The 25,376-nt window shown below is 47.5% G+C and carries 22 protein-coding genes; 9 read left to right on the plus strand and 13 right to left on the minus strand.

The window, feature by feature from the left end:
- The first annotated feature begins 116 nt into the window (after positions 1-116).
- From KJS94_RS11285 to KJS94_RS11305, 5 genes are read left to right on the plus strand one after another with little or no spacing between them, the layout of a single operon-like run.
- Complete coding sequence (locus tag KJS94_RS11285) at positions 117-3,212, plus strand: SusC/RagA family TonB-linked outer membrane protein (protein ID WP_214448660.1); 3,096 nt, start codon at positions 117-119, stop codon at positions 3,210-3,212.
- A 19-nt stretch (positions 3,213-3,231) separates the two neighbouring features.
- Positions 3,232-4,713 carry a RagB/SusD family nutrient uptake outer membrane protein gene (locus tag KJS94_RS11290; RefSeq protein ID WP_214448659.1) on the plus strand — a complete coding sequence of 494 codons (1,482 nt, stop codon included), beginning with the start codon at positions 3,232-3,234 and terminating at the stop codon, positions 4,711-4,713.
- Positions 4,714-4,734: 21 nt separating this feature from the next.
- Complete coding sequence (locus tag KJS94_RS11295) at positions 4,735-6,819, plus strand: hypothetical protein (RefSeq protein WP_214448658.1); 2,085 nt, start codon at positions 4,735-4,737, stop codon at positions 6,817-6,819.
- Between the two features lie 10 nt (positions 6,820-6,829).
- A complete protein-coding gene (locus KJS94_RS11300; RefSeq protein ID WP_214448657.1) occupies positions 6,830-7,732 on the plus strand; it encodes a PKD domain-containing protein in 903 nt (300 codons plus the stop codon).
- A gap of 10 nt (positions 7,733-7,742) precedes the next feature.
- The gene (locus KJS94_RS11305; protein ID WP_214448656.1) at positions 7,743-8,804 is read left to right on the plus strand and encodes a family 16 glycosylhydrolase; all 1,062 of its coding nucleotides are present in this window, start codon (positions 7,743-7,745) and stop codon (positions 8,802-8,804) included.
- 52 nt (positions 8,805-8,856) lie between these two features.
- On the opposite strand, the gene KJS94_RS11310 is transcribed toward KJS94_RS11305, so the two are convergent.
- The 7 genes from KJS94_RS11310 to KJS94_RS11340 form a co-directional block, all read right to left on the minus strand.
- Positions 8,857-9,174, minus strand: coding sequence for a nuclear transport factor 2 family protein (locus tag KJS94_RS11310; protein WP_214448655.1), 318 nt, complete (start codon positions 9,172-9,174; stop codon positions 8,857-8,859).
- Between the two features lie 258 nt (positions 9,175-9,432).
- Positions 9,433-10,035: an alpha-ketoglutarate-dependent dioxygenase AlkB family protein gene (locus KJS94_RS11315; RefSeq protein ID WP_214448654.1), complete on the minus strand. Its 603-nt coding sequence runs from the start codon at positions 10,033-10,035 to the stop codon at positions 9,433-9,435.
- A gap of 119 nt (positions 10,036-10,154) precedes the next feature.
- Positions 10,155-10,439 carry an Ada metal-binding domain-containing protein gene (locus KJS94_RS11320; RefSeq protein WP_214448653.1) on the minus strand — a complete coding sequence of 95 codons (285 nt, stop codon included), beginning with the start codon at positions 10,437-10,439 and terminating at the stop codon, positions 10,155-10,157.
- Between the two features lie 167 nt (positions 10,440-10,606).
- Positions 10,607-11,470 (minus strand): methylated-DNA--[protein]-cysteine S-methyltransferase, encoded by an 864-nt coding sequence (locus tag KJS94_RS11325; protein WP_214448652.1) that lies wholly within the window; start codon positions 11,468-11,470, stop codon positions 10,607-10,609.
- Positions 11,471-12,455: 985 nt separating this feature from the next.
- Complete coding sequence (locus KJS94_RS11330) at positions 12,456-13,520, minus strand: alkane 1-monooxygenase (protein WP_214448651.1); 1,065 nt, start codon at positions 13,518-13,520, stop codon at positions 12,456-12,458.
- Positions 13,521-13,678: 158 nt separating this feature from the next.
- Complete coding sequence (locus KJS94_RS11335; RefSeq protein WP_214448650.1) at positions 13,679-14,674, minus strand: aldo/keto reductase; 996 nt, start codon at positions 14,672-14,674, stop codon at positions 13,679-13,681.
- A gap of 93 nt (positions 14,675-14,767) precedes the next feature.
- On the minus strand, positions 14,768-15,667 hold the full coding sequence (locus KJS94_RS11340) for a helix-turn-helix domain-containing protein (RefSeq protein WP_214448649.1): 900 nt from the start codon (positions 15,665-15,667) through the stop codon (positions 14,768-14,770).
- A 291-nt stretch (positions 15,668-15,958) separates the two neighbouring features.
- Between KJS94_RS11340 and KJS94_RS11345 the strand changes: the two genes are divergently transcribed.
- The 3 genes from KJS94_RS11345 to KJS94_RS11355 all read left to right on the plus strand — a co-directional run bounded on the left by KJS94_RS11345 (position 15,959) and on the right by KJS94_RS11355 (position 17,966).
- Positions 15,959-16,711 (plus strand): SDR family NAD(P)-dependent oxidoreductase, encoded by a 753-nt coding sequence (locus tag KJS94_RS11345; protein WP_214448648.1) that lies wholly within the window; start codon positions 15,959-15,961, stop codon positions 16,709-16,711.
- A 136-nt stretch (positions 16,712-16,847) separates the two neighbouring features.
- Entirely contained in the window at positions 16,848-17,522 is a 675-nt protein-coding gene (locus KJS94_RS11350) for a DUF4386 domain-containing protein (RefSeq protein WP_214448647.1), read from the plus strand.
- A 12-nt stretch (positions 17,523-17,534) separates the two neighbouring features.
- Complete coding sequence (locus KJS94_RS11355; protein ID WP_214448646.1) at positions 17,535-17,966, plus strand: DUF6326 family protein; 432 nt, start codon at positions 17,535-17,537, stop codon at positions 17,964-17,966.
- Here the strand turns inward: KJS94_RS11355 and KJS94_RS11360 are convergent.
- Positions 17,948-18,457 carry a hypothetical protein gene (locus KJS94_RS11360; protein WP_214448645.1) on the minus strand — a complete coding sequence of 170 codons (510 nt, stop codon included), beginning with the start codon at positions 18,455-18,457 and terminating at the stop codon, positions 17,948-17,950. The two genes, KJS94_RS11355 and KJS94_RS11360, sit on opposite strands and share 19 nt — an antisense overlap.
- A gap of 138 nt (positions 18,458-18,595) precedes the next feature.
- Positions 18,596-19,255: a hypothetical protein gene (locus tag KJS94_RS11365; protein WP_214448644.1), complete on the minus strand. Its 660-nt coding sequence runs from the start codon at positions 19,253-19,255 to the stop codon at positions 18,596-18,598.
- A 412-nt stretch (positions 19,256-19,667) separates the two neighbouring features.
- Between KJS94_RS11365 and KJS94_RS11370 the strand changes: the two genes are divergently transcribed.
- On the plus strand, positions 19,668-20,885 hold the full coding sequence (locus KJS94_RS11370; protein WP_214448643.1) for a dioxygenase family protein: 1,218 nt from the start codon (positions 19,668-19,670) through the stop codon (positions 20,883-20,885).
- A 15-nt stretch (positions 20,886-20,900) separates the two neighbouring features.
- On the opposite strand, the gene KJS94_RS11375 is transcribed toward KJS94_RS11370, so the two are convergent.
- The 4 genes from KJS94_RS11375 to KJS94_RS11390 form a co-directional block, all read right to left on the minus strand.
- Positions 20,901-21,722: a CPBP family intramembrane glutamic endopeptidase gene (locus KJS94_RS11375; RefSeq protein ID WP_214448642.1), complete on the minus strand. Its 822-nt coding sequence runs from the start codon at positions 21,720-21,722 to the stop codon at positions 20,901-20,903.
- A gap of 378 nt (positions 21,723-22,100) precedes the next feature.
- The gene (locus KJS94_RS11380; RefSeq protein ID WP_214448641.1) at positions 22,101-23,054 is read right to left on the minus strand and encodes an NAD(P)-dependent alcohol dehydrogenase; all 954 of its coding nucleotides are present in this window, start codon (positions 23,052-23,054) and stop codon (positions 22,101-22,103) included.
- A 464-nt stretch (positions 23,055-23,518) separates the two neighbouring features.
- Positions 23,519-24,112, minus strand: a complete 594-nt coding sequence (locus KJS94_RS11385; RefSeq protein ID WP_214448640.1) for a short chain dehydrogenase — start codon at positions 24,110-24,112, stop codon at positions 23,519-23,521.
- Between the two features lie 68 nt (positions 24,113-24,180).
- Positions 24,181-24,861 carry a porin family protein gene (locus KJS94_RS11390; RefSeq protein ID WP_214448639.1) on the minus strand — a complete coding sequence of 227 codons (681 nt, stop codon included), beginning with the start codon at positions 24,859-24,861 and terminating at the stop codon, positions 24,181-24,183.
- Positions 24,862-25,376: the final 515 nt, after the last annotated feature.

Below are 25,376 nucleotides of genomic sequence, written 5' to 3' on the forward strand. Positions count from 1 at the left end.
ACTTGATAAAATTTGATGTAGTCGTGATGTAGGAATTTGCTAGGCATCCGCAAGACACTAAACTAGTTTAGTGGGCTCCAACACAATTGGGAATTTTAATCAAAACACACTTGCGTATGAAAAAGATCTTGCAAAGGGTCCTGCTACCCAACCTGCTGTTGCTGCTCCTGACAGTAGCCTGGGGACAGGGCAGGAAGGTCACAGGAAAAGTGACGGATGACAAAGGAAGTCCGATTGCCAATGCATCGGTCACCGTAAAAGGGACCTCGCTGGGAACGACCAGCACCGAGAACGGCGAATTCAGCCTGGAGGTTCCCCAAACAGCCACCCTATTAGAAATCAGTTCCCTTAATTTCCAGAGCCAGGAAGTACGGATCACCGGATCCACCCTTGCCATCAGCCTCAGCCCTTCACAGGGTAAGCTGGATGAAGTGGTGGTGGTAGGTTATGGAACCCAAAAGATCACCAAGGTTTCCGGTGCCATTGCTACCATCAAGGGAACGGAAGTGGAGAAGTACAGGCCGGTGAGGGCAGAAGATGCCATCCAGGGCCGTGCATCTGGTGTGACCGTGGTATCACCCGGTACGCCAGGCGCTAAGCCAACCGTCCTGATCAGGGGTATCCCCTCCTATACCGGTACCGATCCGGTCGTGATCGTGGACGGTGCCATCCAGACCCTCGATGACCTCAACTCCATCAATGCCGCGGATATAGAATCGATCAATATCCTGAAGGATGCCGCCGCCACTGCCATCTATGGCGTAAAGGGCGGTAACGGTGTGATCGTGATCACGACCAAGGGAGGCCGCCGCAACCAGAAAACCGAGTTCAGCTATGGCGGCAACTACGGTATCCAGGAAGTACAGCAGACCGTGGGTGTGCTGAACGCTACCGAATATGCCGCTATGGCCAATGAAGGAAGTGTAAACTCCGGGGGTGGGTTGATATTCCCTGATATCTCCGGATTCGGGGTAGGCACCAACTGGCAGGACCAGATCTTCAAGACCGCACCCATCCAGTCCCATGCCCTTACCGCCAGGGGAGGCAGTGAGAAAATGACCTATTTCCTTTCAGGCGCCTTCCTTAGCCAGGGAGGTATTGTAGGAGGAAAAGAGAAGTCCTATTTCGACCGTATCACCGGAACGGCCAACCTCTCCTTCGACCTCAGCTCCAAACTGAAGTTCCTGGTCAACACCAGCTATGTGAACATCAAAGGGGCAGGCATTCCAGATAACGCGATCAATGGCGTCATCTCCAATGCCCTCAACTTCGACCCTACCGCACCCATCTATAACCAGTTCCCCGGCACCTACGGTAGGTACAGCACCAGCCCCTATATCCTGTCGGAGATCGTGAATCCCCTCACCCAACTGGAGAACACTTATAACGAGTCCAATACCAATAAACTCTATGGTAAGCTGGAACTCCAATACGAGGTGATCAAGAACCTGAAGCTGTATTCAAGGTTCGGTTATACCTATACGAATGTGACCGGAAAGAGCTTCAATCCACTGGTGTATTACGGATCTGCCCATATCAATTCCACCTTGAATGCAGACGGCACCCCCAAGGCCGGCGCCCATAACAATGTGGCCGAATACAGCACCAACTATTTCAACTTTGCGTGGGAAAACTTCGCCAACTACCAGTTCAGTGTAGCCGAAGACCATCATTTTGAGACCGTGCTGGGCTTTTCAGTGGCCAAGAATACAGGAAGTTCCCTTAACGGTTCCCGCCAGGATGTGCCCTTCAACTCCTGGGATTATGCCGACATCTCCTCTGCCACCGGTACTGCACCGGCATCCGGACTGGATGTGGGTTCTTTCCAGTATGAAAGGCGCAACCTCTCCTATTTCGGAAGGGTGAACTATGACTACAAGGACAGGTACCTGGCCTCTTTGACCGTCCGCCGTGATGGCTCCTATGCTTTCGGTCCCAATAACAAGTTCGCGAACTTCTATGCCGGTTCATTGGGCTGGGTAGTATCCAGCGAAGACTTCTTCCAGTCCGACTTCATCGATTTCCTGAAGGTAAGGGCCAGTTATGGTGCTACCGGTAATGAGAATGTAAGCCCGCAATTCCAGCGCATCTCCACAGCTATTTACAGCTATGGCCTGGGCCAGAACTCCGGTTATACCTTTGGCAATGAGCCAACCTCCATTGGTGCCACCATCGCTTCTTTCAGGAATGATAACCTGGGTTGGGAAAAGCAGGTACAAATCAATGCCGGTTTCGACCTGCGCTTCTTCAAGAATAAATTCTCACTCAGTGCCGATTACTTCAGGAAGGATATCAGCGGTTTGCTGTTCACCCCTACCCTCTCCCTTTACCTGGGAACGGCTGCACTGCCTACTGCCAATATCGGTACCACCGAGACCAGTGGCTTCGACCTTAACCTCGGTTATACAGACCAGTTAGGTAAGAACTTCAAGTTGAACACCTATGTTACCTTCACTACCGCAAAGAACCTGGTGACTGAAACCAATAACGGACTGATCACCGGTGGTGGTTATGGAATCCCCTTCCAGAGCGTTACCCGCTTTGAGAAAGGCTTTACACCCGGTTATTTCTTTGGCTGGAAAACCGATGGCCTCTTCCAGAATGAAGCCGATATCGCCAAGGCAGCCAGCCAGCCCGGCGCACAGCCCGGTGATATCCGTTACGTGGATATCAACCAGGATGGCGTGATCGATGGCAATGACCGTACCCAGATCGGTGATCCCTTCCCTGATTTCACCATGGGATGGGGATTGAATCTTGAGTATAAAGGATTTGATTTCTCCAGTTTCGTTTATGCCTCCTATGGTAATGACGTGTATCGTGCATTCGAGCGTAACCTGGCCATGACCAATAAATTCCGCAGCGTACTGGGCAGGTGGACAGGCGAAGGCAGCACCAACGATGCAAAGACCCCACGCTATAGCTTCATTGATGCCAATAACAACACCAGGGCATCAGACCGCTATGTGGAAGATGGCTCCTTTATCAAGATCAAGGACCTGCAGTTGGGTTATACCATTCCTGCTGAAACCCTGAGGAAGTTGCGCATCACCAGGCTGCGTGTATACGCACAGGTGAAGAACGCTTACACTTTCACCAAATATTCCGGCTTCGATCCGGAGATCTCCGGCGGAATCTTCGATACCGGTATCGATCGCGGTGTATTCCCGCAAGCAAGGATATGGTCCATGGGCATCGACCTGAAATTCTAACCTTACCAAATTCCAAATCATGAGCAATCATTTCAAGATAATATGTGTGAGCCTGGCCCTGTCAACAACCATGGCCTGCTCCAAGTTTGTGGACTACAATCCACAGGAAGATTACCAGATCACTGCAGAGAACTATTTCACTACTGTAGATGATTACCAGAAAATGGTCGTTGGTACCTACTCGCCACTGCAATGGCTTTGGGGCAATACCATGATCGGTGATATCGCATCCGACAATTCCGTATCAGGAGGCGAGAATGCCACAGATGTACTCGGCCTGCAGCAGATCGATGATTACCAGATCACGCCGATCAACAGCTATCTAACGGAAGCCTGGAAGGCCTGCTATGAAGGCATCAACCGCGCCAACTACCTGCACGAGAACAAAGCCAAGCTGGACTTCAATGGCAAGGATGCCTTGTATGGGGAAGTGTATTTCCTGAGGGCCTACTACTATTTCGAATTGGTCCGCCTCTTCGGTGATGTACCCCTCTTTGTCGACAGGCGCTTGTCTGCATCAGATTCAAGGCAGCTCCAAAGGACACCCAAGGCAGAAGTGTATAAGCAGATCGAAACCGACCTGAACAATGCGATAGCCGTGTTGCCTCCCACCAATAACCAGAAAGGTAGGATCACCCGCTATGCAGCCAAAGGCCTGCTGGCTAAAGTGCTCCTGTATGAGAATAAGTTTGACGAGGCAGCCACTGTTCTGGAAGATGTGTTGAGCTGGCCCTTCACCCTGGTAGATGATTACAATTCCATCTTCCTGGAGAGCGGCGAGAACGGACCAGAGTCAGTTTTTGAGATCCAGTATTCCAATAGCGCTCCTTTCTACGACTGGTCCAATCCGGGAAGGGGCCAGGGCAATTTCGCGGTACAGCATTGTGGTATCAGGAACCTGACCGGTTCAAGTCCATATGGACAAGGCTGGAGCATCAACCTGCCTACCCAACAACTGGCCAATGCCTTTGAAGCGGGCGACCAGCGCAAGGCTGTCACCATCCTCGACATCGAAGCTTATAAGAATGCCAACCCCGGTTTCAATATCACCTACCAGGTTGCGCCTTACAAGAATACCGGTTTGTATAACCATAAGTACCAACCGCGCAAGGGCCAGACATCCGGACAGGTTGAACTGAATTACCTGAACAATTTCCGCACCCTCCGTTATGCAGAAGTATTGCTGATTGCGGCGGAAGCCAATAACAGGAAAGCGAGCCCGGATGATGCCAAGGCAAGGGCTTGCCTGAACAGGGTAAGGCAGCGTGCCTTCAGGGATAACAATCATGATATCAACCTTTCCGGTGCTGCATTGAAAGAGGCGATCTGGGAAGAAAGAAGATTGGAACTCGCTATGGAAGGCGACCGCTTCTTCGACCTGGTAAGGACAGGAAAGGCCGCAGAAAAGATCACCGGATTCCAGAAAGGCAAGAACGAGGTATTCCCAATTCCCCAGCAGGAAGTGGATATTTCCGGTCTCACCCAGAATCCCGGTTATTAATGTCATCCCAAAACTATTATCATGAACACGAATAAAATATTTATCGCACTGCTGCTCTTCCTGGGTGTACTCGCAGGATGCCAGAAGGACAAGTTTGAGGACACCTCATTCGTTGACAGGGCCGCAACACCGGGCAAACTTTCTGCCCTATTCGATATCACGCAGGACAATACGGGACTGGTGACCATTACCCCGAATGGCGAAGGTATTTCCTATTTCCTGCTGTATTATGGCGATGGAACTGCAGAGCCTGTCAAGTTGCAACCAGGACAGAGTACCCGTCACCGTTATGAGGAAGGAAACTACGAAGTAAGGATCCTCGGCATCGGTATCAATGGTGCTACCACGGAAGCCAAACAGCCCCTTACCGTTTCTTTCAAAGAACCGGAAAACTTTGAGATCAACGCAGTGATCGATCCGGCCAATGTCTTCCAGGTGAACCTGAGCGCAAAGGCCGACTACGAAACCCTATTCAAGGTATACTTCGGTGATGAGGAAGATGAAGTACCGCAGTCCTTCCAGGAAGGGGAAACCATCAGCCATATTTACAAGAAAACAGGTACTTATACCATCAGGGTGATCGCACTCAGCGGTGGAGCCGCCACAAAAGAGCTGACCAAAGAGATCACGATCCTCAATCCGGTATTGCTGCCGATCGACTTCGAGATTGCCACCCAGCCCTATCCCTTCATCAATTTTGATGGCGGTAATACCACCGTTATCAACAACCCGCATCCCGGTGGCCTCAACGCCTCTGCAAGGGTAGGTAAAATGGTGAAGAGTCCCGGCCAGCCCTGGGGAGGAAGCCTGATCAGTCTTGGCGGACCCATTGACTTCTCCACCAATAAGATCTTCCGCATGAAAGTGTATTCACCAAGGGTGGGTGCCAAGGTATTGCTGAAAGTGGAGAACGCCACGAACGGTTCGATCAGCTTCGAGAAAGAAGTGCAAACCACCAAGGACAATGAATGGGAAGAACTGGGCTTCGATTTCAGGGATATCAATACTTCGAACAGCTACCAGAATATTGTCCTCATCTTTGAACTGGGAACTCCCGGTGATGGTTCAGCGAATTTCACCTTCTATTTCGATGATATCCGCCTGACCAATACCCTTCCGGGTCTTTCTCAGATCAACCTTCCGGTTAACTTTGACACCCCCGGTATCAACTATGCCGTCACTGATTTTGGCGGCAACGAAACCGTGGATGGTACAGATCCGGCCAACAGCAGCAATAAGGTGAAGGTGACCACCAAACCCAATGGTGCGCAAACCTGGGCTGGCACTACCATTGGCACACCTATCGGCTTTGCCAGCAAGATCCCTGTTACGGCATCAGCATCCAAAATGAGTGTGCGGGTATATTCACCGGCAGCAGGCCTAACTATCAAGTTGAAGATAGAAGACCATACCAACGGCGCCGTATCTGTAGAGACAGATGTGGTGACCACAAAGGCCAACCAATGGGAAACCCTGGTCTTCAATTTCCTAAACCATAGTGCGGGGACACCGGCATTCAATGCCGCCAGCAATTATGACAAGGCATCTATCTTCTTCGACTTTGGCAATACCGGCAACGGTAAAGTGTTCTACTGGGATGACGTAAAGATGGCGGAAGAGCCAACTAACCCAAATACACTGGGATTACCATTGAATTTCCAGTCAAGCACACTGAACTACAACTTCCTCAATTTCGATGGCGGTAATGCCAGCGTGGTGGACAACCCGAATGCTTCCGGTATCAATACCAGCAGCAAGGTTGGGAAGATGGTGAAGGGAGGCGGACAGCCATGGGGCGGGGCCTTTATCTCCCTGGATGCGCCTATTAATTTCTCAGCCGGGAAAACCTTCAAGGTCAAGGTGCTCTCCCCAAGGGTAGGCGCTAAGCTGCTCCTGAAAGTGGAGAACCAGAACGACGGGGGCATCAGTTTTGAAAAAGAAGTAGCCACTACCAAATCAGGCGAATGGGAAGAACTGAGCTTCGACTTTAGCGCGATCAACATTGCAAACAGCTACCAGAAGATCGTACTCATTTTCGACCTCGGTACGGTAGGTGACGGATCAGCCAATTTCACCTACTATTTCGATGATATCACCCTCAACTAAAATTGAAGCAATGAAAAGAATAATCATAACCATCCCATTATTCGCAATGATCCTGGCAACAGGACTCACCAGTTGCGAAAAGACCGAATACAGTTTCGGTGAAATAAAAGCACCCACCGAATTGGCCCTGAACACCGTGGTGGAAGGCGCCAATACCAATAGCCCTGACGGCAATGGCAGCGGCAATGTTGCCATAACGGCTACTTCCAATAATGCCATCAACTACCGGATAGATTTTGGTGACGGAACGGTGCAGATGGTACCTTCAGGGAAAGTAAGCTACAAATACAAGACACCCGGAACGAAGGAATATACCATCACGGTAAATGCAGTTGGAACGGGAGGAGTAATGTCAACCATCAGCAAGAAAGTGAAAGTATTCGTAGCCTTTGAAATACCTACAGCAATCCTGCAGGCCCTGACCAATGGCTCCTCCAAGACATGGGTGACCGATAAAATGGCAACCGGCCATATCGGTGTAGGCCCGGTTTCCAGCTTTGAACCCATCTGGTACCAGGCTGCGCCTAATGAAAAGGACTACGCAGGTTGTTTGTATGACGATGAGATCACCTTTACCAAGGATGCCAACAATAATGTGACCATGGTCCTGGACAATAAAGGCAGCAGTTTCGTACAGGCAGCGTCGGTAGGCTATTACGGATTCAGCGGCCCGGAAGCCTGTTATGATATCAACACCAGCGGATCAAAGGCACTCGGGTTCGGCAATGCCTCCTCGGGCTCATCATCAGCCCAGTCAACCGGTATCCAGTTCACCGTACCGGGAGATGGCATCATCAACTTTGCCACCGGCAATAACACCTACGAGATCCTGTCCATTACCGAAACCACCATGCACCTGAGGAATATTGGGGTGGATGGGAATGCCTGGTACCAAAAACTTAAAGTAAAATAAAACGAACACCATGAGATACATTATCACAACGATCGCAGCCATCAGCAGCCTGCTGGTATTGGTGAGCTGTAAGAAGGCAGGGGCAGAAGAAGTCATCAACGACGGTTCCCCCACTAACCTGGTCATACAGGTTGACAACAAAAATGACGGCACCGGTGCGGTAGCTTTTACCGCAACGGCCCTCAATGCAGATAGTTACAAGTTTGAATTTGGTGATGGCAATTCTGCCAACAATACCACCGGTACCGCCAGCCATACCTATACCAAACCGGGTAATAACAATTTTGTTGTTACGGTTACGGCCAGCAATTCCAGCGGCAAGACCATTGCCCGATCCACACAGATCATGGTCAATGTGGCCACCAGCGGAGGCGGCACCGGACTGGTATGGTCCGATGAATTCGAGACCAATGGCAGTCCCGATCCCAACAAATGGGTATTCGAGATCGGTACCGGATCCAATGGTTGGGGCAATAACGAACTCCAGTATTATACCAACCGCCAGGATAATGCCGTGGTGAGCAACGGCGTGTTGAGGATCACCGCTAAGAAGGAAAACTTCAGTGGCAGCGCTTACACTTCCTCCAGGATGATCACCAAGGGTAAGTTTGAATTCAAGTACGGAAGGGTGGAAGCCAGGGCCAAACTGCCCCAGGGAGTAGGCACCTGGCCAGCGATCTGGATGTTGGGAGCCAATATCAATGCCGTAGGTTGGCCGAACTGCGGTGAGATCGATATCATGGAACACAAGGGCAGCGAACCCAATAAGATCTATGGTACCCTGCATTATCCCGGACGCTCAGGTGGCAATGCCGATGGCAGCTTCAGGATGATCAGCAATGCTTCCAGCGAATTCCACGTTTATTCAGTGGACTGGACAGCCAGCCATATCAAGATCTATGTGGACAACCAACTGATCCACAGTTTTGTGAATTCAGGCAGCGTTCCCTTCAACCACGATTTCTTCATTATCCTGAACGTGGCCATGGGTGGAACTTTCGGAGGTTCTGTTGATCCTGCTTTCTCCAGCTCATCCATGGAGATCGATTATATCAGGGTATATAAAAACTAAGTTTCCTGCTATAATACAAATGCCGTTGATGCTAAACCATCAACGGCATTTTTTATTGCATGAACACCACTTCAGTGATGCTTCCGCCTTCAATGGTATAAATGGCCACAGCATCCAAAGGAGGAACGCCTTTCTTAAAGAAGACAGATTCCCGGTCAATCACCTTATTGCCGATGGTGATCCGGTTCACCAGTGTACAATGGAGGTCAGGCGTGGATTTGAACATATCATCATATTCCTTCCTCATGATGTCTTTTCCTTTATACATCAGCTTGTCAGGGAACATGTAAACTTTCACCGAATCACTGTAGGGTTTTAAGAAACCCTCGATATCGCGGGCATTATAGGCATTGAGTTGCGTATCCGCCAATTTTATGGCTTCTTCATTTTTCGTGGTTACGGACTGGGCTGACAGATTACTCCCAATAACAAGGGATAATATTAGAGAACAGCAATACTTCAACATGGCAATGGTTTAATGGCTGAAAAAATTGAACTGCCAATTTAGGAATAATACCTTGACTGCCGTAGCCTTGGCGCAGGCACGTCCTCGCCTGCCTGCGCTGAAGCTTCGGCAGGCGAAGTCCGCCGAAGCTTCAGCGAAGGTTGATCTCATCTCCACATCCACCTATTTAATCATCTGCCTGAACGTCAGGTTGATCCTTGGCGTTTTCACCCTTGCCATTTTGGGGATACTGTGCAGCCAATGGGTTTGGGTAGTGCCGGCCATGACGAGCAGGCTGCCGTGCTGCAGGTTGACGGATAGGGTTTCCTTCGCCTGCCGGTGCCGTAAGGAGAACCTACGCTCTGCACCCAGGCTCAGGGAGGCAATGGTCCCATTCTTTACGAGGTCAATCTCATCATCACTATGCCAGGCCATACCTTCTTCCCCGTTATGGTAAAGGTTCAGGAGACAGGAATTGAAGCGGGTGCCGGACCTTTCCTCCACGATCTTTTTCAGCTCCAATAATTCTTTGTTCCACAACAATGCCTGTCTTGTGATCTTGGAATAGGTGTACCCATATTCGTTATCCCCATACCAGGCCACCTTTCTTTTGGTGATGATATGTTTTCCAAAGATGATGGCTTCATCATGTCGCCATTCAACTTTCTTCATCAGTTGATCATAATAGTGATCGGCAGTGGGAAGGTCCATGACCCTTCCGTAATAACGCACATCCCCATCTGCCGGGAGTAGTTGAATGATTTCTTCGGAGGTAAACAGTTCCATGTGTGCAGAAAATTAAATTGTTGTGATGTTGTCGAACCAATTTTAATCTAACCTGAGTAAGGTCTCTTGCTGGAATGGGGCCACGAAGACTCGAAGACTCGAAGGAACACAAAGACGCCTTAGTGAAACTTAGTGTCTTTGTGCCTTCGTGGCCCATACTCTTTCTTCCACTTTTCATACGCCTCTTTCATGCAATGCCCGCAGGGCCTGTACCCCATTGCCAATGCCTCATCAGCAGATGAAAAGAAAACCCGGTTGTTGGCCTTCATGCGCTTGCCACTGCTGCAATCCAACCGACCATAGATCTTCAGCTTCCTGTTCCCGGCAAGTTTCACCTCACCATTCCTTAGCAAGCGGAATAATTGGGAAGAACTGATTTGGTGATGATAAAAAAACTTATTCATTGCGCATCCTATCTTTCATGGATTGGAGTATACCATATCGAATGGAGCACATTTTCAATCGTGCCTAACTAGCGCAGCAGAGGGGGTGTCTACATTTTCACATCTTCTCATCTCCACATCTCCTCATCACCTGCCTTTGTCTGCCGAAGCCTTAGCGCAGGCAGGCCTTAGTCCATCGAAGCTTCAGCGTAGGCGGATCCCCTCGCTCCTTCCCACGCAATGATGGCAGCCTTCCGGGTTGGTCCCCACATATAGCCGCCAATGGCACCCGTGGCCTGGATCACGCGGTGACAGGGGATCAGGAAGGCAACCGGGTTGGAACCGATGGCAGTACCGACAGCCCTGCTGGCATTGGGCTGGCTGATCTCCCTGGCTACCTGTCCATAGGTGGCCAGTTTACCCATGGGAATCTTCAGAAGGGTTTCCCATACTTTCAACTGAAAGGGTGAGCCCTTGAGGTGTAACTTGATCTCCTGCAACCTCGACCAGTCCTGGTTGAAAATATAGAGCGCATTTTGTTGGATCATGTCCACTACCTGGTGGTAGCCTGCTTTCGGGAATTGTTGCTGCAGTAATTCAAAACCGGCAGCCTCGTCCTCTACAAAGGCCATATGGCAGATCCCTTTTTCTGTAGAAGCGACGAGTACCTTACCGAATGGTGTTTCCGCAAAACTGTAGTTTATGGAGAGCTTCTCGCCACCATTCTTGAATTCACCCGGTGTCATGCCTTCGATCTTCACGAACAGGTCGTGCAAACGACTGGTACCGGATAATCCCGCTTCAGCAGCGGCATCGAAAAGGGTAGCGCCCTCCTTCGTCAGGATGGTCTTGGCATATTCCAGGTTGAGGTATTGCAGGAATTTCTTCGGGCTCACGCCTGCCCAGTCCGTGAACATCCGCTGGAAATGGAAGGGACTGAGGTGCACTTTCTCCGCCACCAGGTCAAGGTCAGGTTGCTCCCTGAAATTGTCCCGGAGGTATTCTATCGCTTTGGCGATCCGGTCGAAATTGAGCTGTTGCTGCTGGTTCATACATTCCTGAATTGTACCCCAAAGCTAGGAAGGTGGGGTGGGATCCTGAACCCGAATCTTGCGGAGTTGGGAAACTATGCGTTTAAATGGAACTATCGCCAAGGAAGGGGTAGTCAACCTTTGCAGGGACTCTCGAAGGGGCTACTGTGTACCCACATCTTTAGATTAATTTACCCCCAGCGGGGTCTCCCGAAGGGGACCCCGATGTATAAAAGGCAAAATAGTTTATACATCCGATAGGTAAGCTCATCTTCCAACTACCCGTTGGTCATAAGACACAACGGGGGCGACGGGGAGTGTTAAATCTTTTCACCCTATAGTGGTACTCTTCAATAGTCCCCATTGAGTTTTCACCCTACTATTCATCAGGGTCCCCTGCGGGAGACCCTGCTGAGGTGAAATATTAACGCATCCAACTGCTAATCTCAGCTTTCAACTACCCGTTGGTCATAAGACACAACGGGGGCAACGGGAGGGGCGTTAAATCTTTTCACCCCATAGTGGTAATCTTCAAGAATCCCCAGTGAATTTTCACCCTACTATTCATCAGGGTCCCCTGCGGGAGACCCTGCTGAGGTGAAATATTAACGCATCCAACAGCTAATCTCAGCTTTCAACTACCCGTTGGTCATAAGAAACAACGAGGGCAACGGGAGGGGCTTTAAATCTTTTCACCCCATAGTGGTACTCTTCAATAGTCCCCAGTGAGTTTTCACCCTACTATTCATCAGGGTCCCCTGCGGGAGACCCTGATGGGGTGGGAAGTTGTTGTTAAAGTTTATGGGATACCTCCCTAGTGGTTGGAGCAAGATCCACATATCCACATGTTCACATTTTCACATGTCCACATATTTTTTCCTCAGCAGGGTCTCTCGCAGAGGACCCTGATGTCCAATACAACGTGGGGGGCAGCTTGTAGACCCCAATACGGCTATAGCATTAATTCGCTTTTACTAAACCTGCTATCCGCAATTCCACCCAAAGCCTAGCCCGACACCAACCCTTCTCCCCCTTTCCTGAACTGGTCGATCTGACGGTGCATAACTGCGAACCAGAGCGGTGGCACCAGCGCCAAAAGGATCATACCCGGGTAGCCCGTAGGCATTTGTGGGCTTTCATCGAAGTGACGGAGGATCTGGTACTTCCTGCTGGCCAGGTAATGGTGGTCGCTATGCCGCGACAACTCCAGCAATACCAACCTGCCCAGTGGATGGTTGGAATTCCAGGAGTGAATGGGTAGAACCCGTTCATATTTCCCATTGACCTTCCTGCGTTGCAATCCATAATGTTCGATATAATTCACCGACTCCAGCAATAAGAACCCGATTGTCGCTGCTGCTATGAAAAGCAACATGGTCTTCGAACCAAATGCCAATCCAATAGCCCCAACAAACAACAATTGGATCACCTGGAAACGCAGCATTTCATTCGGCCAGGAGAATGCCGGCCTGTTGAACTTCCCCAGGCGCTTTGCTTCCAGTCTCCATGCTGATAACCAACTTCCATAAATGGAGCGGAAATAAAAAGCATACACTGATTCCCCATAACGCGCAGATGCCGGGTCTTCATCGGTGGATACATGCTTATGGTGTCCCTTGTTGTGTTCGATGAAGAAATGCATATAGAGGGAGGTCAACAGCAGGGCCTTGCTCATCCATTGTTCGTGCCAGGTAACCCGATGTCCCAACTCATGCGCAGCATTTATTCCAAGGATTCCACAGGACATACCGAAAGAAAGGGTCAGGCCAACCTGCTCGAGTGTGGTCAATGGTGTATAGGTAACGCGGTAGAGAAAATATACCAGTAAGGCATATTGGGCTGGTACCAGGCCATACAATAACCAATCGTAGAAACTGTCCTTCTTAGCCATTTCCTCCTCCAACTCAGTAAGGTTATGGGTAGAACCCACGGTAAACAGTTCCATTAGCGGAAGAAGTCCAAACAATACCGCGACAGCGGTGAAGGTCCACCATCCCTGGCTTCCCAGTGAGAAAGCAACAATGACCGGCGTCAGGTAAACAAAAAGGTATTTCGATCCCTTCCAATGCATGGCAAACAAGATTAGCTTATCCCAATTTAAGCATAATCGCCGGCTACAGCAAGGATGGTTGAACAGGCCAGTAAGAAGAATGACAGAAAAATCGGATGAAAAAATTAAGCAGGCATACCAAAACATCGGTACACCCGCATATTCATGAACTATTGCTTCTACCTACCCGTCATCCTTTCAATATGTTCAGGGTACCTTGCACCAAGAATCCGGATCTTTGCAGAAGCCTCTTCTATCTCCAATAGATCCGCTTCACTTAATTCGACCTTCAGCGCTCCCAGGTTTTCTTCCAGTCGATGTAGTTTAGTGGTTCCCGGAATGGGAACGATCCATGGCTTCCGTGTTAACAACCATGCCAGGGCAACCTGCGCGGGCGTTGCCTGCTTACGTGCACCAATAACCGACAATAGGTCCACGAGTTGCTGGTTGGCCTCCATGGCTTCTTTCGTGAATCGCGGCAGGATATTCCGGAAATCTGTTGGATCAAAACTGGTCTGGGAAGTAATGGCACCGGTGAGAAATCCTTTACCTAAAGGACTGAAAGGAACAAAACCAATACCCAGTTCTTCCAGTGTGGGGATGATCTCCTGTTCCGGTGTCCTGGTCCAGAGGGAATATTCACTTTGCAGGGCTGCCACTGGTTGAACAGCATGCGCCCTCCTGATGGTGGCCGCACCGGCTTCCGACAATCCGAAGTATTTAACCTTTCCTTCCGTGATCAGGTCCTTCACAGTACCGGCGACCTCTTCAATGGGCACTGAAGGGTCTACACGGTGCTGGTAGAAAAGATCGATGACCTCCACCCCCAGGCGCTTCAAGGAGGCCTCCGCCACTTCCCGGATATGTTCGGGCCGGCTATCCACCTCAGACCAACGCGTCGTATCAGTTGGGGAAGGCTTGAACCCAAACTTGGTGGCGATCACCACCTCATCACGGAAGGGTGCGAGCGCCACGCCAACCAATTCCTCATTTATAAAGGGGCCATATACTTCTGCCGTATCAAAAAAATTCACCCCATATTCAACCGCCTTGCGGATCAGGCGGATCATCTCCTGCCTGTCAGCTGGCGGGCCATAACCAAAGCTCATGCCCATACAACCCAATCCCATGGCGGAAACCTTTAACCCGCTTTTTCCCAATTCCCTTTGTTGCATAATCGTAAATTTTTAGCTTGTGTTATCAATAGCCAAAGCTACAGAGTAGTTGTAAGGACGGTGTTGCCTGAATCAAATCAAGACCTACGAAAATCAAGCATTCCTGAATTTGAGGGGACTGGTACCCATATGCTTCTTGAAGAAATTATTGAAATGGGTGACCTCACTAAATCCCAGGGAATAGGCGATCTCGCTCACATTCCAGGTGCTGTGTTTCAGTAGTATCTTGGCTTCCTGCAGCAGGCGCTCTGCGATCACCTGGGTGGTGGTTTTATCCGTTACTTCCTTAACCGCGCGGTTCAGGTGGTTCACGTGCACATTCAGCTGTTGGGCAAATTCAGTGGCCGACCGCAGCGCAACAACTGGGTGCGCATCTTCAATAGGGAACTGGCGTTCCAGCAATTCGAGGAACAGCGTGGCGATACGCTGGGAGGCATTGATGCGTTGTTTACCCAGGGAAGAAACAGGCTCCATCTTCAGGGCAAAATGCAGTAGTTCAAAAACAAGGTTGCGCAGCATGTCATATTTGTGGGCATACTCGGAAGCGATCTCTTCCTGCATCCGGGCAAATACCTGCCTGACCTTCTCTACCTGTTCATCAGTCAATTCATACACATGGTTACCCCCGGGCTGGAAAACCTCATACTGGTTAAGATTCCCGAAATGGCTGAAGAAGTGCTGGTTGAAAATGCAGAAAAAACCGCTCCTTATCTTCTCGGTATACTCCCACTTATAAGGGATTTTTGGATTGGAAAAACTGAGCGCCTGCTTCTTAACCTCTACCACTTTATCGGCATAATGAACCCTGGCAGGACCAACCACCAGCATCACCTTGTAGAAATCCCTGCGCTTATAGGGTACCGGCTGGGCATTTTCCCCAACATAGGGATCAAGCGGGAATACATTGAAATGACCGATCTCATTGCGGATATTATCCGGCAACCAGTTAAACTTACGCTTGTAAAAATCCTCAATGGATTCCACCTTGTTCATGTTCCTAAAGTTACACTTTTCAAATAAGGAAAACTGTCACAAGAATACCGGCAACCATTGGCCCAGTCTAACAGAAATCCAATCATTTCTTACAATATTCAAACCACCAAGGAATACCCATACTGCCAGCCAGTAACAATCAATCGCCCATGCTATCGGAATTAATAATCACCCTTGAGCGACCACAACCAAATACCTACTATTTAGTACATTTATAGAAGGGGTATTTTAAGGAAAATAGCCCCTCCCTTTCTCCACCCATTTATTGGTTCACCTTATCAACCATCAACCATGAAAGATCTTGCCAACAAAGTAGCCATCGTAACCGGCGCAGGTTCCGGTATCGGTCATTCCATTGCCGTTCTTTTTGCAGAAGAAGGAGCCAACGTTGTGGTTTCGGATATCAATGAAAAAGGGGGCAATGAAACGGTAACGGCCATCCGGTCAAAAGGAGGCGAGGCCATCTTCGTTAAAGCTGACACCTCCAGTGCAAAGGATAATGAAGCACTGGTATCAGCCGCTGTAAAGCAATACGGGGCACTGCATATTGCAGTGAACAATGCAGGCATAGCTGGTCCCAGCGCCCCCACCGGTGAATACCCCATCGATGGCTGGGAAAAGGTCATCGCGGTCAACCTCAATGGGGTCTTCTATGGCATGCGTTACCAGATCCCTGCTATGCTGGAATCGGGCTATGGCAGCATCATCAATATCTCCTCCATCCTGGGCAGTGTAGGCTTTGCCAATGCGCCCGCCTATGTGGCTGCCAAGCATGGTGTAGTGGGACTGACCAAGAATGCGGCGTTGGAATATGGCACACAAAACATCAGGGCAAATTCGATCGGGCCAGGCTTCATCATGACCCCCTTACTGGAGAACAACCTCGATGAAGCCACACTAAAGTTCCTTGAGACCAAACATTCCCTTGGCAGGCTGGGCCAACCCGGGGAAGTAGCAGAACTGGCCTTATGGCTGGCCTCACCCAGGTCTTCCTTTGTAACGGGTTCCTATTATACGGTTGATGGCGGTTATACGGCACAGTAAGCTTTATGCCAATATCATACATTATCACCCTAAAAATGAAGGATTCTGCCGCTGGTCCATTATCCGGTCGGCAAATCATCTGGTCAATTGTATATTCAGTTACCTAACTGTTTATACCGTGACTAGTAATAAGCAAATGTCCAGATGGGCTGGAGTAGTGTACCTCGTAATCGTTATTACAGGAATGTTCAGCCTGGCCTATGTTCCCGGGCAACTCTTCATATGGGACAACCCGGAAAAGACCTTCTCCAATATCCAGGCCAATGAGGGATTGTTACGTTTGAGCATAGCAGTTGGAGTGATCTGCTATATCGCCTTTACCATTCTTCCCCTCCTGCTGTACCGGCTGCTAAGACCAGTCAACGAATGGTATGCAAGGATCATGGTGGTATTGGCACTAATCAGTGTCCCTATTTCTTTCCTCAACCTGCAACACAAATATGCCGTCCTCGACCTGCTCAATCCATCAAAGCAAGCACCCGGACAACCATTGTCCTCCCTTTACCAGGAAACCATGAATTATTTGAACCATTATAATGATGGCATTCACATCGTGACGGTATTTTGGGGACTATGGCTCCTGCCTTTTGGCTACCTGGTTTACCGTTCAGGGATCTTGCCAAAATTCCTGGGGATACTGCTCATGCTGGGCTGCCTGGGTTATATGGTCAATTTCTTTGGGAATACCCTGATCAGGGATTACAGAACTATAGGCATTTCCAGCTATTTTGGCCTACTACCCGCCATAGGGGAAATCGGCACCTGCCTTTGGTTATTACTTGTAGGCGCAAGAGAATCTGCTAAAACTTAATAAGACTATCACATGAAAAAACAGGAACTGGAAGATTTCAAGGTAAATATCCGGCTCAAGCTAGCCGGCCTCTGGACAACTGTCATGTTCTGCTATATCTATGGCGACTATTTTGAATTGTATGTCCCGGGCAAAACAGAGAGCCTGATCAACGGGAACAATATGCTCGATAGCCCCATGAAATTATTCATCGCTAGCTTCCTGCTCGCTACACCTGCACTAATGATATTCCTTAACCTCATGCTGAAACCTGCCTTCTGCAAATGGTTGAACATAGGCCTCGCGATCTTCTTTTCCTTATTCACCGCATTGGTAGGCCTATCATCTATTTCCGAATGGAGGACCTTCTATGTATTCCTTGCTGCCCTTGAGTCCATCATTACGCTGGTGATTGCCTGGCAGGCCTGGCATTGGCCGAGACAAACTCAAAATACCGCCTTGTAAGTGATGGGGAAATCTTCCTGGCTCACACCTGTGCCAACGGAAATGGGGAAGATACCGGTACCCCTGTCAAACCGGTTCGCATACAGCAGGCCATCTTCTACCACTGCCATGGTATAGGTACCGGGAGCTAAGGTCAGCTGGAAGAACCCATTGGCATCGGATCGGGTAGTGGCGACAAGCCTGGTATTGAATCGTGAAAAGAAACCACCCCCTTTGGTGGACAGTTCCACATCATTCATCACCGTGTACTCATAGATCCTTAGCTCGCGTGATACCGGACAAGTGCGGCAATCGGGGGTTCCGCCCACCCCTGGCATACAATTGCCTTCAGTGAACCAAATGGTTCCATAAACGCCCTGGGTAATACTGACGCGGCCTTTGTTGCCCTCTTCAATGGAGCTTACATTACAACCAGCGGGGGCTTCCTGCTTCTTCTTATCACAGGAGCTGATGGAAACGAGTAGCGTTAGCAATAGTAGCAGCTTTCTCATGGCAGTGTTTTGTCATTTGACAAAATCCCCCGACCATTCGTTGCAGGTCATCCCCAACCCATTCTTCAATCAGGGGTTGTAGCCAGGGCGTTATGTATAACCAAGCCGTATACTACCCTGCAAAACATACCGGTGCGTTTATTGGCTGTCCTTTCCCTTCAGTACAACCATCGACCTGAAGTCCCCGCCGCTGCTATCCCCCATGAAAAGTCCCAATCGTCCAACCTTGTTGGCACCCAGCCTCCTGACTACCAGGGATGGAGTCCTGGCATCATTGATGAAAGCGCGGACAGTATCCCCCTCGATCACCAGGGTCATGGTAAACCATCCATTGGGATCAGGAGGGTTAATGATCTCCTGCTCAAACTGCGCATTCCTCTCCTCCCTTAAACGCTTCCAGGTAAATTCAGGATGGGAAATATACTGGATGGCATGGATCCTCCGGATAGAATCCGTCGCGAAAAAATTGAAGGGCCTGCAATACACCCCTTCGTAAGTAGAATCATTCACCCCATGAAAAGCGATACCAATAAAACTTCTTTGCAAAACATCCTTACCCCTCATGTCAATGACGATCTTCCCATTCTCAAAATCCTCTACCGGTAACCATACCAGTCCTTCCCCTTTTGCTTCAGACAGTTTCAGGTAAGGCCTTCCCCCATCTGTGGCCAGCTGTGCATCCCTGTTCACAACAGATAGCCGACCCTGCTTCCATAACCCGGCAAGATCCAATTGTTCCTGTGCATACGTTACAACAGGGAGGAGGAAGGTGATAATGGGCAAAATGAATTGTTTCATGAGACTCGTTTAGACAGTAAAAAATCCAGGACGACCAAATCTACCAGTCCCATGGAATAAAATCATCCAAATTTCTGTGAACCCACCAAATTGCCTGTTCAAAGGTTTCCATTTGCTGTCGATGATCCATGTGGCCAGCCAGAATCACAAGGCTGCACCTACCAGGGTTTAGCAATTCCTAACAATCATTCAGCCAACAAATGGGGGAGAAGCTATTATCAACTGTGAACAAAAGACATTAGCAGGCTTATTCCTGCATTCTTGATTCTTGAACCTGCCCAATAGATCATCATAATAGAAGGTGTCTGAAGGTCAAGCCCCTGCCAATCTTCTTCGCAGTTTCTTAACAATGTCCTGTGGCAAATAGCCGTAACTTTTGTTCATTAAACTTTATTCAAACTAACCAGCTGCTATGAAGCGAAACCTATCCTGGGTATTATTGCCCCTATTGGGCTCCCTCCTATTCAGCTCCTGCAATGGTCAAACCAATGGAACAAAGCCCCCGACTACTTCATCTTCCCCAAACCATAAGCCGGTTGGCGGTGAATGTGAAGGTTGCGAACTGATGTATGTAGCCATGCCCGACAAGATAGATGCAGAAGACAACAGTCCGGGCTGGGAGGAAGGCAACCAGAAACTTATCCTTACCGGCAAGGTGTTTCAGTTGGATGGTAAAACACCTGCGGCAGGCGTGATCATTTATTACTGGCATACGGATGAAAAGGGACTGTATTCACCTAATGCCATTACCCCTGAAAAAGCGAAGGCGCATGGACACCTTAGGGGATGGATTAAAACAGATGCCAGTGGCCAATATACCATCAGGACCTCCAGGCCGGCTGCCTATCCCGGTGAGGATATTCCCCAGCATATCCATCTTTCCATTAAAGAACCGGATATCGAACAGGAATATTTTGCCGATCTCTATTTTGATGATGATCCCCTCTATCTGAAGCACAAGAAAAAATATGGCAAGCAGGACCGCGCGGGAACAGAAATACTCAGGGTCGTGCTCAATGAAAAAGTGCAAATTGCCGAGCACAATATCATACTGGGCTTGAATATTCCCCATTACCCGAGGAAAGCGGATGCTGCAATGCAATCGGGACTGAACATTGGCGAGGACCAACCCTCCTTCATGCCCTACCATGCCTATGGACCAGACAAGGGAACCAGGACCTGCCCCGTTTGCAAATACGGCAGGTACCATGGCATCGTCTATTTTGTAGGGAATAACCCGAACTGGGATGTCATCAAACAATGGCTGGCTTTCCTGGAGCAGGAAAGCAGGAAAAGGGAAAGCTACCTGAAAGCATATTTTGTCTATGGCAATAGCCAGCAATACAACAAGGCAACCAGGGAGAAAGAATTGACTGCGCTGGGCAAGGAATTGGGCCTACAAAGAACAGCCCTGACCTTTGTGCCCTCCTATGCTGATACCGAATCAGAAGCCAACCTGAACAAGATAAATCCCGAAGCCCAAAGCACGATGATCGTCTATAAACACCGCACTATTGTTGACAAGTTCATCAACCTGCCACCATCTGAAGAAAACTTCAGGATGCTTTCGGCAGTACTGGATAAAACAAGGGGAAACTATTTTGACCTCCCGGAACCCACACATGAATGATGCCATTGATTGTCTCTACATGTTTCTGGGCTTCCAGCGAAACAGCACAATAGTAATTAAAATAACAGCTATTAATCCCGGCAAGCTCGCTTCCAAACCAAAATTGCCACCGGTAAGGAATACTGGTGTATTACCGAAAACAGGATTCAATAATTTAACACCTGTATTACCACTAACCCCAAAACCCAATAATACACCTTGTGTCCAGTTAGCCATAAAATGTATTGCAATTGGCATCGCAAGCTTTTTTGTTTTTATATAAGCTAGCCCAAACATGATTGAAGCAAGAAAAATATTAACAGACGCTAATAGCTTTACATTTCCTGTCATTCCCGGATTATTCATGTGAATGAGTAAAAAATATCCACCCATTAGTATTTGTGCACCCCAAATTCCGATCATTGCCATTAGCCTTTGAAACACAAAACCCCTGAAGAGGAATTCTTCAGCAATGGCCAGGATTGTAAACATCACAGTAGCAGATAAAATATCATCCGGCTGCACATTTACCAGTTCCCAACTAACATATCCAAAAAGAAAGAGGTACAGTGCTGGCAACAACATTAGTATTGCCCCATAAAATAAACCAACCAAAACATCCTTAAACCACGCCTGATCTATTGTACCAATCACTTCCGAAAACGGCTGCTTTCTCAAAAGCTGGCAGACAAGAGTAACTGCAACTACAATAAGTGCCTGAATGAAAGGGTGGACCTGCCATTTATTATATTGTGAAATAAAAATCACTGGAAAAGTAAAAGCCGCCAGCACAAGAAAAAATATGGCAATCCATCCCAGATTCCTGAAAAACATCCTGTACTTCCCTGAATTATGCATAACAAGACAATAATTTATTGACGAATAACCACCCCATTACCTTTTCATACTCATCCTTGCCCATCCTTCAAGGATAATCAAATAGAAAAAATTGGAATCTATTTTAAATGGCTTGGAGAAATAGCAGACCAAGTTTGCGCAATTCAATTCGAATTAATGGTGAAACTGTCTGGACTAATAAATATCTCTACCTGCCTGTCCAAAACAATAATCTATATTATAGTACAAATGATTGCTACCATAATCCCACCCAGTTAGCAAGCCATAATTGAAATAAATTAAAGAGACAATCAATCATATCCGGAAATAAAATTCAGTAGCTCTTAAACCCTGGAAACTAGAACAACATGCTATTATTGAGAAAAATATCCCATCGTTCTAAAGCTCATTCCATAGCATTACCACTTTGCCTCGAGTCCTCATGTCCTCAATATACCCAATTGCAGCCGGTATTTCCTTGTAATTAAAATATTTATCGATACAGGTCCTTATTCGACCATCCTGCATCAATAGCGCAAGCTCCTTTAAATCCCTTGAATTGGCATTTGCAGTAAATGATACCAAGGGGAACTTACCAAATGCACGCTTAAACAAAACAGAAATCATATGCCGCATGGTGGTGAATCCTACCATCACACCCCGCTTACCCATGCGCCGGAAATCCGCATATGAAAGATTGCCATTGACATCCAGGACCAGGTCATACTTTACACTATGCAGATGAATATTATCAATATCGTAAGCAACTACATGATCAGCACCAAGTGATCTAACAAAATCAATATTTCGACTGGAACAAATGGCAGTAACTTGGGCACCAAGTGCCTTTGCAAGCTGAACAGCAAAATGACCGACACCCCCCGAAGAACCGTTTATCAATACGGTTTCTCCCTTTTTGATTTTACCATGGGTGGTCAGGGCTTGCCAGGCGGTAAGCCCAGCAGTTGGTAAACCAGCCATTTCAGGAAAGCCAACTCCCTCTGGAATGATGGCACAAAAATCCTCCGGAATACAAACATATTCCGCAAAAGCACCTCCCATCAACGACTCACCGAATACCGGTTGGCCTACTTTAAAATGGGTTACGTTGTTACCAACCTGATCTACTATACCTGCAAAATCACAGCCTGCAATTTTTTCTTTTGGCTTGAACAGCCCAAATGTAAATCGCGCAAAAAAAGGTTTACCACGAAGGATATGCCAATCTGCGGGATTAGCAGAATTGGCAAGGACCCTAACCAATATGCATCCATCCTTAACAATGGGTTTATCAACTTCTTGCAACTGAAGAACCTCAGGTCCCCCATAGTTATTCCTTATAAATGCTTTCATATATGAATTTATTCTTTAATTATGGGAATCTGCAATATTGATCATCCTATTTCCACTGAATACAGGTGGGTATCAAAACCAATATGAACAGAAAATCCAGACTTTCTGGAAAATGCTTATTTCAGACCCGGGCGAATATGAACCTTCACAGATGGCTTAAGTTAACAGATCAATATACTATTACAGACTGATGACGGGTAACCAGGATTAATACCAGGAAACATTACAAAAGCTAAGCACTTTTAGAAGCGGGGAAACCTAAAAGTCATCAATGAGCCAGATATCTATTGTTCTGAAGTAAATAATATTCTAATTGCCCCAGGTATTTACTACTTAATAATTCATTATAGCAATAAAACTGAACTGCCCACCAATACATATTACTTGCTTCCTTGAGTTAAAAGATAAGGGTCGCTACCATCCCGGGATAACGACCCTATTATTAGGGGTTTTACATAGGTTACCTAAGGTTTTATAATCTGTCCGGTGTTTGCGCCAAACACACTTTTCCTGAATCCATATTCGAGTGCCTTCATGGTCACTGGAATTTCCCCAGGAAAGAAAGGAAAGTATTGAGGGGAATTTTCAATAACCGTTGGGCTGACCGCATTGATACGAATACCATTACCCAATTCGATAGCCGCGGCGCGAACAAAACCCTCCACTGCCGCATTTGCTGCTGATGCATTAGCAAAGTTCCTCTGCGGTTCATGGGTCAAACCCCCAGTGATAAGGGTAAAAGAACCACCCGGTTTGATATAATGCTGCCCAATCAATACAAGGTTGATCTGCCCCATCATTTTACCCTCTACTCCATTACGAAAGGTTTTATCATTTAAGCTCTTCCATGGGCCAACAAAAGTTGGTCCTGCCGTACAAATAAGTGCATCAAAATCTCCTATACTTTTATACATACTTTCGATTGCCTCAGGTGATGTGATATCTACCTTAACATCAATCCCATTTCGATCGGCCTTGATTACCTCATGCTCCTTCTCAAATGATTTGGTTAAATAAGTGCCCATAGTGCCTGATGCACCAACAATTACAATTTTCATTTCTATGATTTAATTAATAAATACTTTGAATAAATTGATTTTATAGATTTGCTTTATACTCCACTGTATTATCCTTGCTTCTGTTTAGGGATCTTTTTCCCAAATAGTGAAACCTGAGCACTAATTTTGAACATCCTGTTGTATCGTTCAACATCGGGAGAAATGTTAACCATGCCATACCCGTATCGGGCATCCAGTGTGACAGTAGATTGATTAAGGCTGAAGTTGTAACCGGCTCCTACCTGAAATCCAACATCCCACCGTTTAAAATCCGCATCGGAACTGCCAAATGACAGTTTAGTGGTTGATGCACTTGACGTATTTGAAGCATCTACTTTGAGGCGGCCACCAACATTGTAACCAACATAAGGACCTGCATTAATATATAGCTTGTTAAGATGCAATCGAGCCAACAAAGGCATCTCCAAACTGTTTATCCTCAATGTTGTTTTTGCTTTCGTCAATGGACTATTACCTTTTATGGTCCCACCTTTCATAGCGAAATATAATTCCGGAACCAATGAAAAGATTGGTGTAATGCCGGCCTGGTAAGAAATACCTGCCTGCAAGCCATGATAGCTTTTCTTATAGGATCTAAGTCCGGTATTCGCCTTTCCATAATTGAAGTATGTTGTCGGTGAATTAATTACGAAACTAAACCTGCTTGTTTGTGAATAGGATCTGGATGAAAGAGAGGTTAATAACATCAATACTGCTAATACTTTTAGTGATTTGATAATTGTTTGCATGGTTATTTATTTTTAAACTTTATGTTGTACTTCCTCTTCCAATGGGCAATAGTTTACCTGCCCAACTTGCAGGCGATATTTAAAGTACCCTTTTGGGATTGAGTGTTAAATGGCTAACCCTGTATTAAACGGCAGCTCTTAAAATTGATAGGACAAAGCTACTATCCAGGAACGCCAGGGAGGTAGGACGATTTTCAAATTGATTGGCACTTATGAGAAGTAGAAGGTTATAGAAGATGGGCTCCGATCAACCATCTATTGCATTACTAAATTCCTATTTTAAGCATGGCAGAGATTGAGTTAAATGCATTTGGTATTTCCTAATGGATAAAAATTAATCCGTAAGAGGTTGAGCTATTTCCCGGGCTATCAATATTGCTAATGAATGTCAATCGTTCCAACTTGACTCTGCAGAAAACCGGATGAATCCAAACAAACTTAATGAATCTAAATAGACTCCACTATCCACATAACTCCTTTGATAATAAAATCATGTACCCATATTAAGATAGTGA

Source organism: Flavihumibacter rivuli, assembly GCF_018595685.2.
GTDB lineage: Bacteria > Bacteroidota > Bacteroidia > Chitinophagales > Chitinophagaceae > Flavihumibacter > Flavihumibacter rivuli.